This window comes from Sinorhizobium sp. 6-70 (assembly GCF_030124375.1).
Classification (GTDB): Bacteria; Pseudomonadota; Alphaproteobacteria; order Rhizobiales; family Rhizobiaceae; genus Sinorhizobium.
Genome location: NZ_JASKLS010000014.1, coordinates 89,467 through 105,821, shown reverse-complemented (window position 1 = coordinate 105,821; position 16,355 = coordinate 89,467). Strand labels below are relative to the sequence as shown.

Genomic DNA, 16,355 nt, shown 5'->3' with positions numbered 1-16,355 from the left:
AATAACCAAGCGAGATTTTTTCGAGTGACAAACATTTGAAATAAATCTTTGTTTTTCCGCACGCATTTTCAGTGTCCGCCGCCCCAAGCCACAAAAATTAAAATTCTCCTAGACAATTGGTATTTTTTTGGCATTAATTCACCGAGAGGAGACACAGCGAATGCCGTCAGCAAAGACCGAAGAGCGCCACAATAACGCCAAGGGCCTGGATGTGATGCATCCGGCGCTCGCGCTTCGCCTGCTTGCCTCCGGTCAACAGGCCGCCGCGAAATCGGTCGACGCGGCGATCGAGCAGATCTCGGCCGCAGCTGCGCTTGCAGCCGGTCTTCTTTCCGCCGGCGGGCGGCTTGCCTATGCGGGCGCGGGAAGCTCCGGTCTGATGGCGATGGCCGACGCACTCGAACTGCCGGGCACCTACGGCATCCCCCAGGAACAGATCGTCGTTCTTCTCGCCGGTGGCGCGGCAAGCCTCACCGATCTCGCCGGAGGCTACGAGGACGACATGGATCTTGCGCGCGCGGATGTTCGCAACGCCGCAATCGCGGCCGGCGACTGCCTCATCTCCGTCTCCGCCAGCGGCTCCACCCCCTATGCGCTCGCCGCTGCCGACGAGGCGAAGAAGCGCGGCGCAAAAGTCATCGCCATTGCCAACAATGCCGGCGCGCCGCTTTTCAAGGATGCCGACGTCGCGATCCTCCTGCAGACGCCGCCGGAAGTCGTATCCGGCTCGACCCGCATGGGTGCCGGCACGGCGCAGAAGATCGCCTTCAACATGTTTTCGACGCTGGTCGGCATCCATCTCGGCCACGTGCTCGACGGGCACATGATCAATCTGCGTGCCGACAATATCAAGTTGCAAGGGCGCGCGATGCGCATCGTCTGCGACATCACCGGCGTCAGCGCTGCCGAGGCAGGCAGGCTGATCAAGGCGGCCTCCGGTTCGGTCAAGATCGCGATCCTGCTCGCGTCCGGGGCTGACGATGTTGCCGCCGCCGAAACCGCACTCAAAGACACCAATCAGAATTTGCGCCGGGCGATCGAAACCGTCTCGCGCCGATAAACTGGGATCCAAACCGCGCCGTGGCGGCGCTTATAAAAGGGAGAACATGAATGACCCGCACAACAGTGAAAGGCTTGCTGCTCGCGTCGAGCATTCTCGGCTCGGCCGGGCTTGCGTACGCGGACACGACGCTCACCATCGAGAGCTGGCGTAACGATGACCTGGCCATCTGGCAGGAAAAGCTGATCCCCGCCTTCGAGGCGAAGAATCCGGGCATCAAGGTCGTCTTCTCGCCGTCCGCGCCGACCGAATACAACGCCGCCCTCAACGCCAAGCTCGACGCCGGATCCGCCGGCGACCTCATCACCTGCCGCCCCTTCGACCCTTCGCTCGAAGTCTATAACCGGAAGCACCTCGCCGACCTGACCAACTTGCCGGGCATGGAAAACTTCTCTGATGTCGCGAAGTCCGCCTGGACGACGGACGACGGCAAGACGACCTTCTGCGTGCCGATGGCTTCGGTCATCCACGGCTTCATCTACAACAAGGACGCCTTCGACCAGCTCGGCCTTTCGGTGCCGACGACCGAAGAGGAGTTCTTCGCCGTTCTTGATAAGATCAAGGCTGACGGCAACTACATCCCGATGGCGATGGGCACCAAGGACCTCTGGGAAGCCGCGACCATGGGCTATCAGAACATCGGTCCGACCTATTGGAAGGGCGAAGAAGGCCGCCTGGCGCTGATCAAGGGCGAGCAGAAGCTGACGGACGAGCCATGGGTCGAACCTTTCCGGGTGCTCGCCAAGTGGAAGGACTATCTGGGTGACGGCTTCGAAGCTCAGACCTACCCGGACAGCCAGAACCTCTTCACGCTCGGCCGCGCGGCAATTTACCCTGCCGGCTCGTGGGAAATCTCTGGCTTCAACACGCAGGCACAGTTCAAGATGGGCGCCTTCCCGCCGCCGGTAAAGAAGGCCGGAGACACCTGCTACATCTCCGACCACAACGACATCGGCATCGGCCTCAACGCCAAGAGCCCGAACACCGAGGCCGCAAAAACCTTCCTCAGCTGGGTCGCTTCGCCGGAATTCGCGGATCTCTACGCGAACGCATTGCCGGGATTCTTCAGCCTGAACTCGACGCCGGTGAAGATGGCCGACCCGCTCGCCCAGGAGTTCGTCTCTTGGCGTGAAAAGTGCAAGCCGACGATCCGTTCGACCTATCAGATTCTGTCGCGCGGAACCCCGAACCTCGAGAACGAGGCCTGGGTTGAATCGGCCAACGTCATCAACGGCACTGACACGCCGGAAGTGGCCGCCAAGAAGCTTCAGGACGGCCTCGACAGCTGGTACAAGCCGGCCAAATAAGCTTGGAACGGGCGCGTGATCCCGCGCGGATCGCGCGCCCTTGTTCTCGTACGAAATTTCCGTCGTGCGCTGTGAACGACGCCGTATTTGTGTTTGGATGTCCGGTGCGAAGCCGGACGTGAGGGGACCTGGGAACGCGGCTCAGCCGGCATTTTTCCATGGTCGAGGCGGTGCCTTCGCCTGCACCACACCCCTCATACTCGGCTCAGCCGGGTACCCGCGTCATGCTCCCGTGGAGAGGCGCAAGGGGCGAACCGATCCACGACCGGGGCATCCCGCGTTCAGGCAAATTGCCGAACGCGAACGGTGGTCTGAATCAAAGGACCGGAACGTTTTGCGCGTCGTGCGGCGCGCTGCATTTCGGACGAAATCGGAGCTGCGCCAATAACGGCCAGCCAGTTTTAGAGCGGGCCAGAGGCCGATGAACCCAAGCGACACCAAAACGACGGACATCAGCGAGATCAAGCGTCCCTGGCGCTGGCACATCCTCGTGTTCCTGCTGCCGGCCCTGATCGTCTACACCGCGGTGATGATCCTGCCGCTGATCGAAACGCTCAGGCAGTCCTTCTACAACACGGTCGAGGGCCAGTACACCTTCGTCGGCCTGAGCAACTTCAACGTGCTTTTCGGCGACCCGCGCTGGGCGGCGGACTTCTGGAATGCGCTCAAGAACAATTTCATCTTCTTCCTGATCCACATGGCGGTGCAGAACCCGATCGGTATTGCGCTCGCCGCCATGCTGTCGATCCCGAAGCTGCGCTTCAGCGCCTTCTATCGCACCGCCATCTTCCTGCCGACGCTCTTGTCCTTCGTCATCGTCGGCTTCATCTGGAAGCTGATCCTGTCGCCCATCTGGGGGGTCGCACCGTTTCTCCTCGATAGCGTCGGCCTGAAATGGCTGTTCGCGCCCTGGCTCGGCAAGCCGGACACGGCGCTGATCGCGGTCTCGCTGATCTCCGTCTGGCAATACATCGGCATCCCGATGATGCTGATCTATGCCGCCCTGCTCAACATTCCCGACGAAGTGATCGAGGCGGCGGAATGCGACGGCGTGACCGGCTGGAGCCAGTTCTGGAAGATCAAGCTGCCCTTGATCCTGCCGGCGATCGGCATTGTCTCGATCCTCACCTTCGTCGGCAACTTCAACGCCTTCGACCTGATCTACACCGTTCAGGGAGCGCTCGCCGGCCCCGACATGTCGACGGACATTCTCGGCACCCTGCTCTACCGCACCTTCTTCGGTTTCCAGCTCCAGCTCGGCGACCGGTCGATGGGCGCGACGATTGCGGCGATCATGTTCCTGATCATCCTCGCCGGCGTCTCGCTCTACCTCTTCGTCGTCCAGCGCCGCATGCGCCGCTACCAGTTCTGAGGGAGGAACCAGTATGTCTAAAGCACGCGCCTCCCTTGGTCGGACTGCCGGCGTCCATATCGCGTTGATCGCATACACGCTCGTCGCGCTGTTTCCAGTGTTCCTGACGATCGTCAACTCATTCAAGAGCCGCAACGCGATCTTCCGCGAACCCTTGGCGCTCCCGACGCCGGAAACCTTCAGCCTCATCGGTTACCAGACGGTGCTGAAGCAGGGCGACTTCATCGGCTATTTCCAGAACAGCACGATCGTCACGGTCGTCTCGATCGCGCTCGTGCTGCTCTTCGGCGCGATGGCCGCCTTCGCGCTCTCCGAATACCGCTTCCGCGGCAATGCCTTGATGGGTCTCTACCTGGCGCTCGGCATCATGATCCCGATCCGCCTCGGCACGGTCGCCATCCTGCAGGGGATGGTCGCGACCGGACTCGTCAACACGCTGACGGCACTGATCCTGGTCTATACGGCGCAGGGCCTGCCACTTGCCGTCTTCATTCTTTCCGAATTCATGCGCACCGTATCGGATGACCTCAAGAATGCCGGCCGCATCGACGGGCTTTCGGAATACGCGATCTTCTTCCGGCTGGTGCTGCCGCTGGTGCGCCCGGCAATGGCGACGGTCGCCGTCTTCACCATGATCCCGATCTGGAACGATCTCTGGTTCCCGCTGATCCTGGCGCCGGCGGAAACGACGAAGACGGTGACGCTCGGCTCGCAGATCTTCATCGGGCAGTTCGTCACCAACTGGAACGCAGTGCTCTCGGCCCTGTCGCTCGCGATCTTCCCGGTCCTCATCCTCTACGTCATCTTCTCGCGGCAGCTGATCCGCGGCATCACGGCAGGAGCAGTCAAGTGAGTTCTTCCGCGAACCCAATCCGCGTGCTTTGCGCAGGCCTCGGCAATATGGGCCGCAGCCACGCGCTCGCCTACCATCACAACCCCGGCTTCGAGATCGCCAGTCTGGTCAACCGCTCGAAAATCGCGCTGCCCGAGGCGTTGGCCGGGTACGGGATCCTGCCGTCCTTCTCGGAGGCGCTCGCCGAACTCAAGCCGGAGCTCTGCTCGATCAACACCTATTCAGACAGCCATGCGGACTATGCCGTCATGGCGATGGAAGCAGGTGCGCATGTCTTCGTCGAAAAGCCGCTCGCGACAACCGTCGCCGATGCCGAGCGCGTCGTCGCCTGCGCGCGGGCCAACGGCCGCAAGCTGGTGATCGGCTACATCCTGCGCCACCATCCTTCCTGGATGCGGCTCATCGCCGAGGCGAGGAAACTGGGCGGCCCTTACGTCTTCCGCATGAACCTGAACCAGCAGTCCAGCGGGCCGACCTGGGCGACGCACAAGTCGCTGATGCAGACGACACCGCCGATCGTCGATTGCGGCGTGCATTATGTCGACGTGATGTGCCAGATCACCGACGCCAAGCCGGTCGAGGTCCGCGGCATGGGCCTGCGCCTCTCCGACGAGGTGGCGCCGGGGATGTACAATTACGGGCATCTGCAGGTGATTTTCGACGATAAGTCGGTCGGCTGGTACGAGGCCGGCTGGGGACCGATGATCTCGGAGACCGCCTTCTTCGTGAAGGACGTGATCTCGCCAAACGGATCGGTTTCGATCGTCATGGACCAGAACGCCAAATCCGACGATATCGACGTCCACACCAAGACCGCCGTCATTCGCGTGCACAGCGCGGCCACCGGCCCGGACGGCGGCTTCCTCAAGTCCGACGAGGACCTGACGATGGAAGGAGAGCCGGGGCATCAGGAACTCTGTGACCGTGAGCAGGCCTTCGTGCTCAGGGCCATTCGCGAAAACATCAATCTCGACCGCCACATGGACGACGCCGTGCAGTCGCTCAGGATCTGCCTGGCAGCAGACGAAAGCGTGCGCACAGGCATGCCGGTCAAGCTTTAACCAAGAGGGGCAACACGTGGGATCACTGCAGCTCAAATCCATCCGCAAGGCCTTCGGTGGTCATGAAGTGCTGAAAGGCATCGACCTCGAGGTCAAGGACGGCGAGTTCGTCATTTTCGTCGGCCCCTCCGGCTGCGGAAAATCGACGCTGTTGCGCACGATTGCCGGTCTCGAGGATGTTACCTCGGGCAGCGTACAGATCGACGGCGCGGAGGTCGGCCATGTGGCTCCGGCCAAGCGCGGCATCGCCATGGTGTTCCAGTCCTACGCGCTCTATCCGCACCTGACGGTCAAGGACAACATGGGGCTTGGCCTCAAACAGGCGGGAGCGCCGAAGAAGGAGATCGACGAGAAGGTCGCCAAGGCGGCCGGCATGCTGTCGCTCGAGCCCTACCTCGCGCGTCGTCCGGCCGAGCTTTCGGGCGGGCAGAGGCAGCGCGTGGCAATCGGCCGTGCGATCGTACGCGAGCCAAAACTGTTTCTCTTCGACGAGCCGCTGTCGAACCTTGATGCGGCGCTGCGCGTGAATACGCGGCTGGAGATCGCCCGGCTGCACCGCAGCCTCAAGGCGACGATGATCTATGTCACCCACGATCAGGTCGAGGCGATGACGCTTGCCGACAAGATCGTCGTGCTGAATGCCGGGCGGGTCGAGCAGGTCGGTTCACCGATGGAACTTTATAATCGTCCGGCCAACGTCTTCGTCGCCGGCTTCATCGGCTCACCGCAGATGAATTTCATCGAGGGCGAGCGGCTCGGCGATACGCAAGCCAAGACGATCGGGATCCGGCCCGAGCATATCGGGCTTTCCCGCGAGAGCGGCGACTGGAAGGGCAAGGTCATCCATGTCGAACACCTCGGCGCCGACACGATCGTCTATCTCGATACGGAAGAGGTCGGCACCATCACCGTACGGCTGTTCGGCGAACATCGCTATGCCGAGGACGATATCGTCCATGCGACGCCGATCATCGGCGGCATGCACCGTTTCGACGCCGACGATCGCGTGATCAATTCCGGCCAGTGATACTGGGGGCAGCGGCCCCACATGATCGGCGCGGACTTGCCCCCTCACCCCAGCCCTCTCCCCGCAAGCGGGCGAGGGGACTGAGACGCGGCGGCCAGTCCCCTTCGCCCCGCTTGCGGGGAGAGGTGGCCGGCAGGCCGGATGAGGGGCCGAAGCCACTCCCAAACTCCGTTCGATGAAGGATCACAGCTGCGTGATCGCCAGCAGCCGCATCGCTGGAACACGTTGCGGCTGTTGGCTTTTTTCTTTCTTGAGCTGTGCTTCCGAATCCGTGTTGCACTGCGGGAGAATTTAACATACATTTGTGTCTGTATATTAGCCTCCCGGTATATTTCCACACCGATACCGGATCCGCTTCATCTCACTTTCGGACCGCGCAACATTGCAGGGTGCAACGGCTGCGGGCGGTCCTTTGATTATGGACATTGCGATGCGCATGAAACGACCGACACTGGCCGCGACCCTGGCAACTGTGATTTTTCTCGCCGGCTGCCAGAAGAACGAAGAACAACAGGCAGCCGCTGCCTTCCCGCCGGCGGCCGTGGCCGTCTACACGACAGCCGCGGAAGCCCTGCCGATCACCAATGAACTGCCAGGCCGCATTACCGCGACGCGCATTGCCGAAGTTCGGCCGCGGGTATCCGGGATCGTCGTCGAGCGCGTGTTCCAGCAGGGCACCATCGTCAAGGAAGGCGATGTGCTCTATCGGATCGACCCGGCCCCCTTCCAGGTGAAGGTCGACAGTGCCGAGGCGACGCTGAAGCGAGCGCAGGCGGTGGTCGAGCAGGCCAAGCGCACCGCCGATCGGCAGTCGAAACTGAAGGACGCGCAGTTCGCGGCAATTCAACAGTTCGACGACGCGATTGCGGCGCTCGCCCAGGCGGAGGCCGATGTCGGCATCGCCCAGGCGGGCCTCGCCGAGGCGAAGCTCAACCTGCAATATGCGAACGTCACGGCGCCGATCGGCGGCCGGATCGGCCGGGCGCTCATTACCGAGGGCGCCCTGGTCAGTGCGACCGATACGCAGAACCTGGCGACGATCCAGCAGCTCGACCCTATCTACGCCGACTTCACCCAGTCCGCGACCGACCTCATCCGCCTGCGCAAGGCGCTCAAGGACGGCCAGATGATGAGCTCGGACAACGAAGCCGAAGTCCAGCTCATCCTCGATGACGGAACGCCTTATGCGCTGAAGGGCAAGCTGCTCTTCTCCGAAGCGGCGGTGGACGCGACCACCGGCCAGGTGACGCTGCGCGGTGAGTTCCCGAACCCCAACAACGATCTGCTGCCGGGCATGTATGTGCGCGTGCAGATCCAGCAGGGCTTGGAGAGGGATGCGATCACCGTTCCGCAGCAGGCTGTCCAGCGCAACAATGCCGGCCAGTCCCAGGTCTATGTGGTGAGCGCCGACAACAAGGTCGAGTTCCGCAACGTCATGCTCGGACGCACGGTCGGCGAGCGCTGGCAGGTGACCTCCGGTCTCAAGGCCGGCGAAAAGGTGATCGTCGAGGGCTTCCAGAAGGTCGGTCCGGGCGCGCCTGTGCAGCCGTCCGCCTGGGACCCGAATGCAAAGCCCGCGGCCGAACAGGCCAGCGCTTCGGCAGCCGACGGCGAAAAGCCCGCCACTGAAGTGAAGTGAGAGCTTGAACATGCCCAGTTTCTTTATCGACAGGCCGATCTTTGCCTGGGTGGTGGCGATCTTCATCATGCTCGCCGGCATCATTGCGATTCCGCTCCTGCCGGTTTCGCAATATCCGGACGTCGCGCCGCCGCAGATCTCGATCAATACAAGCTATCCCGGCGCCTCGTCGCAGGACACCTATCAGAGCGTCACGCGTCTGATCGAGGACGAACTGAACGGCGTCGAGGGCCTGCTTTATTTCGAATCGACGACGAGCTCTTCCGGTTCGGCCGAAATCAGCGCGACTTTCGCGCCGGGCACCGACCCCAGCCAGGCCTCGGTCGACATCCAGAACCGCGTACAGCGCGTCGAGCCGCGCCTGCCCGATTCGGTCAGGCAGCAGGGCGTGCAGGTGGACGAGGCCGGTTCCGGCTTCCTGCTGATCATCTCGCTCACCTCGACCGACGGGTCGTTGGACGCGACGGGCCTCGGTGACTATCTGAGCCGCAACGTGCTCAGCGAAATCCAGCGCGTGCCCGGCGTCGGCCGTGCACAGCTCTTCGCGACCGAACGCTCGATGCGCGTCTGGCTTGATCCGGACAAGATGCTCGGCCTCAATCTGACGGCAGCCGACGTGACGGCGGCGATCCAGGCGCAGAACGCCCAGATCGCTTCGGGCTCGATCGGCGCCCAGCCGAACCCGATCACCCAGCAGATCGCCGCTCCGGTCGTCATCAAGGGTCAGCTTTCGACGCCTGAGGAGTTCGGCGCCATCGTGCTTCGCGCCAATGCCGACGGCTCCGCCGTGCGGCTGCGCGACGTCGCGCGCCTCGAGATCGGCGGCGAGAGCTACTCCTTCTCGACGCGCCTCAACGGCAAGCCGTCGGCGGCCATCGCCGTGCAGCTCTCACCGAGCGGCAACGCGATGTCGACCTCGGCTGCGATCAAGGCGCGCATGGACGAACTCGCGGAATTCTTCCCGCCGGGACTGGAATACTCCATCCCCTACGACACCTCGCCGTTCGTCGCGGTGTCGATCGAGAAGGTGCTGCATACCCTTGTCGAGGCCGTCGGACTCGTCTTCCTGGTGATGTTCCTGTTCCTCCAGAACGTCCGCTACACCATCATCCCGACGATCGTCGTGCCGGTCGCCCTTCTCGGCACCTGTGCGGTGATGCTGGCGATGGGCTTCTCGATCAACGTCTTGACGATGTTCGGCATGGTGCTGGCAATCGGCATCCTCGTCGACGACGCCATCATCGTCGTCGAGAATGTCGAGCGCATCATGTCGGAAGAGGGGCTGACGCCGAAGGAAGCCACACGCAAGGCGATGAAGCAGATTACCGGCGCGGTGATCGGCATCACGCTGGTACTCGCTTCCGTGTTCATCCCGATGGCCTTCTTCCCGGGCGCCGTCGGCGTGATCTACCGCCAGTTCAGCCTGACCATGGTCGTCTCGATCCTGTTCTCGGCGCTGCTCGCCCTCTCGCTGACGCCCGCGCTCTGCGCGAGCTTCCTGAAGCAGGTTCCGAAGGGTCATCATCACGCCAAGCGCGGCTTCTTCGGCTGGTTCAACCGCAGCTTCGACCGCACGTCCCACGGCTATACCCGCGTCGTCAGAGGCGTGGTCCACCGCACCGGCCGCTTCATGGTCATTTACCTGGCGCTGCTCGCGGGACTTGGCTGGGCCTTCCTGCAACTGCCTTCGTCGTTCCTGCCGGACGAGGACCAGGGCTTTGTCATCGTCATGATGCAATTGCCTTCGGAAGCGACCGGAAACCGTACGACCGAGGCCATCGAGCAGGCGGAGAAGATCTTCGGCCAGGAGCAGGCGGTCGACACGATCGTTGCGATCAACGGCTTCTCCTTCTTCGGCACCGGGCAGAACGCGGGCCTCGCCTTCGTGACGCTCAAGGACTGGAGCGAGCGTGACGCGAACAATGCGGCGCAGTCGATCGCCGGCCGCGCGACGATGGCGATGAGCCAAATCAAGGACGCGATCAGCTTCGCTCTGTCGCCGCCGGCAATCCAGGGCCTCGGCACCACCGGCGGCTTCTCCTTCCGCCTGCAGGATCGCGGCGGGCTCGGCGAAAACGCACTTGCCGAGGCACGCGACCAGCTTCTCGGGCTTGCCTCGCAGAGCAAGGTGCTGACCGGCGTCCGTTTCGAGGGCATGCCCGATGCGGCGCAGGTCACCGTCAATATCGATCGCGAGAAGGCCAACACCTTCGGCGTGACCTTTGCCGACATCAACTCGACCATTTCGACCAATCTCGGCTCGTCCTATGTCAACGACTTCCCGAATGCCGGCCGCATGCAGCGCGTGACGGTGCAGGCGGACGAGACGAAGCGCATGCAGACCGCGGACCTCCTGAACCTCAACGTTCGCAACTCGAACGGCGGCATGGTTCCGCTCTCCGCCTTTGCAAGCGTCGAGTGGATCAAGGCTCCGACCCAGACGGTGGGCTACAACGGCTATCCGGCGGTCCGCATCAGCGGCGAAGCCGCTCCCGGCTATTCCTCGGGCGATGCGATTGCCGAAATGGAACGCTTGGCCGCCCAGCTTCCGGCAGGCTTCGGTTACGAGTGGACCGGTCAGTCGCTGCAGGAAATTCAGTCGGGCTCGCAAGCGCCGCTCTTGATTGCGCTGTCGTGCCTGCTCGTCTTCCTGTGCCTGGCGGCGCTTTACGAGAGCTGGTCCATTCCGGTCTCGGTGATCATGGTCGTGCCGCTCGGCGTCATCGGCGCGGTGCTCGCAGTGACAATGCGGGACATGCCGAACGACGTGTACTTCAAGGTCGGCCTGATCGCGATCATTGGCCTCTCGGCGAAGAACGCCATCCTGATCATCGAGTTCGCCAAGGAACTGCGTGACCAGGGCAAGTCGTTGATCGACGCAACGCTCGAAGCGGCGCATCTCCGCTTCCGGCCGATCCTGATGACCTCGCTCGCCTTCACCCTCGGCGTTCTGCCGCTGGCGATCGCGACGGGCGCAAGCTCGGGCAGCCAGCGCGCCATCGGCACCGGCGTTATGGGCGGCATGATCTCGGCAACGGTCCTGGCGATCTTCTTCGTCCCGATCTTCTTCGTGTTCATCATGAAGGTCTTCGGGCGAAAGAGCGCGTCAACGACCGCGCCGCAAACGGCCCGGGCCGAAGATACAGCACCCGAAATCGCCGACGCTGCCGAGTAATCAACCATCGACGGCCCGCCTCATCCGGCGGGCCGTCGCGCAAGAGCGTGAGCGGCTTTCCGTCCGCATCACGCTCTCACTTCTTAGAATCGATCACGTTCAAGGTTTTGGGTCGACCCGACCGAAAATCACGTGATCTGGGAGAATTGCATGCGCCGAACCAAGGCCGACGCCGAGGCAACACGACAGAAGATCCTGAACGCCGCCGAGCGGGTGTTTTACGCCAAGGGTGTTTCCAATACGACGCTTGAAGAGGTGGCCAAGGCTGCCGGGGTTACGCGCGGCGCCATCTACTGGCACTTCGCCAACAAGACCGATCTCTTCCTGGCGCTCTACGATGCCGTGCCGCTGCCGCAGGAAGACATGATCGCGCGCGAGATCGAGACCGAGGCTTCCGACACGCTCGCGATCGTCGAAAGCGCGACCGTCGATTGGCTGGACACGCTTGCCAAGGACGAGCAGCGGCAGCGCATTCTCGCGATCATGCTCCGATGCGACTACGACAGCGACATGTCCGCGGTGCTGCTGCGGCAGAAGGAAATCGACGAGCGGCACGACGCGGTGCTCGAACTCGCCTTCGCGCGTGCGCTCGAACGGGGGCAGTTGCAAGTCAACTGGACGCCGGCATCCGCCGCGCGCGCCTTGCGCTGGCTGATGATGGGGCTGTGCACCGAATGGCTGCTGTTCGGACGCCGATTCGATCTGGCGGCCGAGGGTCGCGATGCACTCAAACGCCTCTTTGCCAGCTTCCGGACGACACGTCCCGCGGAGTCCGCAGCCTGAGCGGGATGAGGGAAAGTGTGCGCGGTTTTCCGCCCGCATCCCGCTCTAACGCAACGCATTAGAATCGATCACGTTTATGATTTTAGGTCGATTCGACCTAAAATCATCGTGATCTAGGCGGCCAGCACCTTGGCGGCAGCGCCAACGAGGTCCTGTTGGGTGGCCGGTTTGTCGACGACGAGCGCGCCGTTACATTTTCGCTGCATCTCCATAGGCAACGCTTGTCCGCTGTAGAAGAGGAAGGGGACGCCTCGTTCGGCGAGCAGGTCGCTGACCCCTTCGGTCGTGGCCTGACCAAGGCGGATGTCGAGTACGGCGAGCGAGAGCGCTTCGTTCCTGACCGCATCCAACGCGGCCGCGATTGTTGTACACGGACCGACGACATCGGCGCCGGCGTCTCGAAACGCCGCCTCCATGTCGAGTGCGATCAAGATCTCGTCCTCAGCGATCAGAATTCTGACGCCGCAAAGAGGTTGGTTCTCGTCAACGGTCCGCACCATTTTGCGGGATCTCCGGAAGCTCCATGTCGATCGTGCAGACGATCCCATCAGGCTGGAAATCACGATGAACCGTAGCTCCGGGCAAACTCTTTTCGATCAACACGCCGCCGAAACCCTGCTCGCTTGGCGGCTCGACCGGCGGACCACCGTGTTCCTCCCACGTAATGGTCAGGTGGCGGTTGTTGTTCCGACGCTTCCAACTGAGCTTGACCTGTCCGTTTCCGGTGGCGAAAGCTCCGTATTTCGCGGCATTGGTGGCAAGTTCATGGAGAACGAGCCCAAAGGGCGTCGCGGTATCCGGCGGAAGCGTCACAGGCTCGCCCTCTAGCTGCAGTCTCCGCCCGTCGCTGCCCGAATAGGCCTCGAGCTGGCTGAGCGCCAGTGCGCCGAGCTCGGCGCCGCTCCATTCCGATTCGACGAGCAGCTTATGCGCGCTTGCGAGGGCTGCGAGACGCCCTTCGAAACGCTCGACGAAATCCTCCTGCGAATCCGAGGTGCGCATGGTCTGGCGCGCGAGCGATTGCACGACGGCCAGCGTATTCTTGACGCGATGGCTCAGTTCATTCACCAGGAGCTGCCGACGCCGCTCCCATCGCTTGCGGTCGGTCACGTCACGGGTGCTTTCGAGAACGAGGCGCCGCTCTCCCACCGGCAGGAGCTCGATCTGGCTCTCGACCGTCAACACATTCCCTTCCTTAGTCGTGTGGTGCAGTTCTCCGCTCCAGTGGCCGTCCTCCAGGAGCGCCTGCAGCAGATTCGCGAAAGAGGAGCCGGGGACCTCGGTTTTGAGCAGATTTTCCTTCACTTTTCCGACGGCCTCTTCCCGCGAGTAGCCGTAGAGCTCCTCACTGCCCCGGTTCCACTGCTTGATGCCGTCGTCGAAATCCCAGACGAATATCGGTGACCGTGAAAGCTCCACAAGTCGCGCTTCCTGCTCGAGACGCTGTTTGCTTTCCCGTGCGTTTTCTTCGGCCTGGCGCCGTTCGGTGATGTCGACGAAGGTTGCCACAACACCGTCGATCTTGTCGTCAATCGTGCGATAGGGCCGCATCCGCACCAGATACCAGCGATCGTTGCGACCCTTCACCTCATGTTCTATGGGCGCGAGGTGGTCCAGCACGGAGCGCGCGTCGTCGGCCAAGGCGTCATATTCGAGCTGATGGGTGAAGTCGGTGATCGGCCGCCCTTCGTCGTTGGTGGTGACGTTGAAAATCTCCGTCAGACGCGGGGTGAAACGCTTGATGCGGAGCAACGGATTGAGAAAAAGCGTCGCGACGTCGGTCGCTGCCATGAGATTCTGCAAGTCGCTATGGGCGCGCGAGACGCTTTCAAGCTTCAGCTTCAGCTCGTTGTTGACCGTCTGCAGCTCTTCGTTGATGGACTGAAGTTCCTCCTTGCTCGTCTCGAGTTCCTCCGCCGTCGAACGATATTCCTCGTTCATCGACTGGAGCTCTTCGTTTGCGGCGCGCAGCTCCTCATTGGCCGCCTCGGATTCTTCCCGCGTCACCCGCAGCCGGTTTTGTGCGAGCTGCAGTTCTTCCTGCAGCTGCCGGATCGTCTGGTTGGCAGCCGGATGCCCGTCGCCTGTCTCGGCAACGGCGTTTTCGCCCTTCTCGATCGCCTCACCTTCGATGAAGAGCACCAGGGCATGCCGTGTCGGGTCGCTTCCCTGCAGAACCGGCTTCACTTGAAGGTAGACGCGATGCGGCTGCCCGTCGACCTGGGCGAGGATCGGCATGCTCAAGGTGGCTTCGTTTCGCTCAAAGGCGCGATGCAGTGCGGCCCTGAGGTCGAAGCGAAACTCCTCGCGCACAAGATCCGTCGCATCCGTGCTGACCGGCCCGCCCGACGGTTGCAGGAAGCGGCCGGCGTTTTCGGAAAGATGGACCGCTCGATGGCTCTCGTCCACCAGTAGGCTCGGCGGAGCAATCTTTTCGAGCATCTGGCGGTGCAAGGCGGCATCACCGAAGCTGCCGGAGGGCGACGGCGGACGCGCGACGACCGGAGGTCTTTCCGCTGTTTGATGTGGACCGAGCAGCACGGGCAGCGTCGGGCGCCGCTCTCCCGCGCCCGCAGCAGAGCGGTAAATCCGCGCCTCGCGGTCGACCGTGCGAAAGAGTCCAGCGGGATAGTCGGCGCTTTCCGACGATCCGAGGAAAAGGAATCCACCCGGATTGAGCGCGTAGTGAAATGTGCTGCATACCTGTTGCTGAAGCTGCCGATCGAGATAGATCAAGAGGTTGCGGCAGGAAATCATGTCCAGGTGAGAGAAGGGCGGATCGCGCAGCAAGCTATGGCTGGCGAAGAGAACGACATCGCGCAGCTCCCGGCGCACGCGATAGTGGTCGCCCTCGCGGTAGAAGAACCGGCGCAGTCTCTCCTCCGAAAGATCCCCTTCGATCGTCACCGGAAACCGTCCCTCGCGCGCGATCGCAAGGGCGCCGGTATCGAGGTCGGAGCCGAACACCTGGATTTCCTGCGTAAGGTCACGACGCGCGGCTTCCTCGAGCAACAGGATGCCGATCGTGTACGTCTCCTCTCCAGTGGCGCAGCCGGGAACCCAGACCCTGATGCTGTCACCGGCGTCCTTTCCGTCGAACAGTTGTGGAATGATGTTGTCGGCCAGCGATTTGAAGGGCCCCGGATCGCGAAAAAATGTGGTCACGGAAATCAGGAAGTCGCTGAAAAGAGCCTGCGCCTCCTCCACGTTCTCGCGCAGATAGGTGTAATAATCGGTGAGCGACTCCCTCCTGGTCACCTGCGCCCGCCGACCGATGCGGCGCAGAATCGTCGCCCGCTTGTACTGCGAGAAATCGTGCCCGGTTCTGACGCGCACATGCGCGAGAATCCGCGCGAGCACATCTTCATCGCTGGATCGTCCCTCGGCAGACGGAAGCGGCGCCCGATTGGCCAGAAGCTCGGCCAGCCGTTCCGGAAGCTCCTGGACCGGCAGCACGAAGTCCGCGACCTCCGTGGCAATGGCATTGCGGGGCATCGAGGCATATTCCGCCTCGTTCGGATCCTGGACGAGCACGATGCCGCCCGCCTCCTTTATGGCCTTGACGCCGATCGCACCGTCCGCCCCCGCGCCGGTCAGAATGACGGCGAAACCGGGCCCATGCTCCTCGGCAAGCGATCGAAAAAACAGATCGATCGGTGCTCGGTGCGCCCGGGCCTCCTCGAACGGGAGCGCTGAAATGGTATCGTCACCGATCTTCAACCTCCGGTTCGGCGGGATGACATACACGTGGTTGCTTTCAAGCCGAGCCTGATTCTCCACCTGCGTCACCGGCATCTTGGTGCGTGACGCCAAGATGCTGGCAAGCTCGCTCCTGGCGTCAGGATCGAGATGGACAATGACCACGAAGGCCGCATCGGTATCGGTCGGCATGTGATCGAAGAAGGTCTGAAGTGCCTGGACACCCCCTGCCGAAGCTCCGATGCCCACGATCGGCGGATCCGATTCCTGCCCCATGCTTCACTCCTCTTCCGCCCAACGAGTCACGGCTACGTGCGCGATCATGACCTCGTCTGCCGGATTCTCGGCAACCCTTCAAAGCCGAGTAGACTACCATTTT

Annotated in this window: 11 protein-coding genes; 9 read left to right on the top strand and 2 right to left on the bottom strand. The window is 62.5% G+C overall.

What is annotated here, in order from left to right; translation table 11 throughout:
* The first annotated feature begins 160 nt into the window (after nt 1–160).
* The 9 genes from QN222_RS23700 to QN222_RS23660 all read left to right on the top strand — a co-directional run bounded on the left by QN222_RS23700 (nt 161) and on the right by QN222_RS23660 (nt 12,277).
* Nucleotides 161–1,060, top strand: a complete 900-nt coding sequence (locus QN222_RS23700; protein ID WP_283961035.1) for an N-acetylmuramic acid 6-phosphate etherase — start codon at nt 161–163, stop codon at nt 1,058–1,060.
* A 50-nt stretch (nt 1,061–1,110) separates the two neighbouring features.
* The gene (locus tag QN222_RS23695) at nt 1,111–2,367 is read left to right on the top strand and encodes an ABC transporter substrate-binding protein (RefSeq protein WP_283961034.1); all 1,257 of its coding nucleotides are present in this window, start codon (nt 1,111–1,113) and stop codon (nt 2,365–2,367) included.
* A gap of 421 nt (nt 2,368–2,788) precedes the next feature.
* The gene (locus QN222_RS23690; RefSeq protein WP_283961033.1) at nt 2,789–3,739 is read left to right on the top strand and encodes a sugar ABC transporter permease; all 951 of its coding nucleotides are present in this window, start codon (nt 2,789–2,791) and stop codon (nt 3,737–3,739) included.
* A gap of 13 nt (nt 3,740–3,752) precedes the next feature.
* Entirely contained in the window at nt 3,753–4,592 is an 840-nt protein-coding gene (locus QN222_RS23685; RefSeq protein ID WP_283961032.1) for a carbohydrate ABC transporter permease, read from the top strand.
* A complete protein-coding gene (locus tag QN222_RS23680) occupies nt 4,589–5,653 on the top strand; it encodes a Gfo/Idh/MocA family oxidoreductase (protein ID WP_283961031.1) in 1,065 nt (354 codons plus the stop codon). The genes QN222_RS23685 and QN222_RS23680 overlap by 4 nt, the downstream gene beginning before the upstream one ends.
* Nucleotides 5,654–5,669: 16 nt before the next feature.
* Nucleotides 5,670–6,680 (top strand): ABC transporter ATP-binding protein, encoded by a 1,011-nt coding sequence (locus tag QN222_RS23675; RefSeq protein WP_283961030.1) that lies wholly within the window; start codon nt 5,670–5,672, stop codon nt 6,678–6,680.
* Between the two features lie 418 nt (nt 6,681–7,098).
* On the top strand, nt 7,099–8,319 hold the full coding sequence (locus QN222_RS23670) for an efflux RND transporter periplasmic adaptor subunit (protein ID WP_336621037.1): 1,221 nt from the start codon (nt 7,099–7,101) through the stop codon (nt 8,317–8,319).
* 10 nt (nt 8,320–8,329) lie between these two features.
* Nucleotides 8,330–11,494 carry an efflux RND transporter permease subunit gene (locus QN222_RS23665; RefSeq protein ID WP_283961028.1) on the top strand — a complete coding sequence of 1,055 codons (3,165 nt, stop codon included), beginning with the start codon at nt 8,330–8,332 and terminating at the stop codon, nt 11,492–11,494.
* Between the two features lie 150 nt (nt 11,495–11,644).
* Nucleotides 11,645–12,277 carry a TetR family transcriptional regulator gene (locus QN222_RS23660; RefSeq protein WP_283961027.1) on the top strand — a complete coding sequence of 211 codons (633 nt, stop codon included), beginning with the start codon at nt 11,645–11,647 and terminating at the stop codon, nt 12,275–12,277.
* Nucleotides 12,278–12,390: 113 nt separating this feature from the next.
* Here the strand turns inward: QN222_RS23660 and QN222_RS23655 are convergent, their stop codons facing one another.
* Together QN222_RS23655 and QN222_RS23650 are read right to left on the bottom strand one after the other, a co-directional pair.
* Complete coding sequence (locus tag QN222_RS23655) at nt 12,391–12,777, bottom strand: response regulator (protein ID WP_283961026.1); 387 nt, start codon at nt 12,775–12,777, stop codon at nt 12,391–12,393.
* Complete coding sequence (locus QN222_RS23650) at nt 12,761–16,252, bottom strand: chemotaxis protein CheB (protein WP_284005612.1); 3,492 nt, start codon at nt 16,250–16,252, stop codon at nt 12,761–12,763. The genes QN222_RS23655 and QN222_RS23650 overlap by 17 nt, the downstream gene beginning before the upstream one ends.
* Nucleotides 16,253–16,355: the final 103 nt, after the last annotated feature.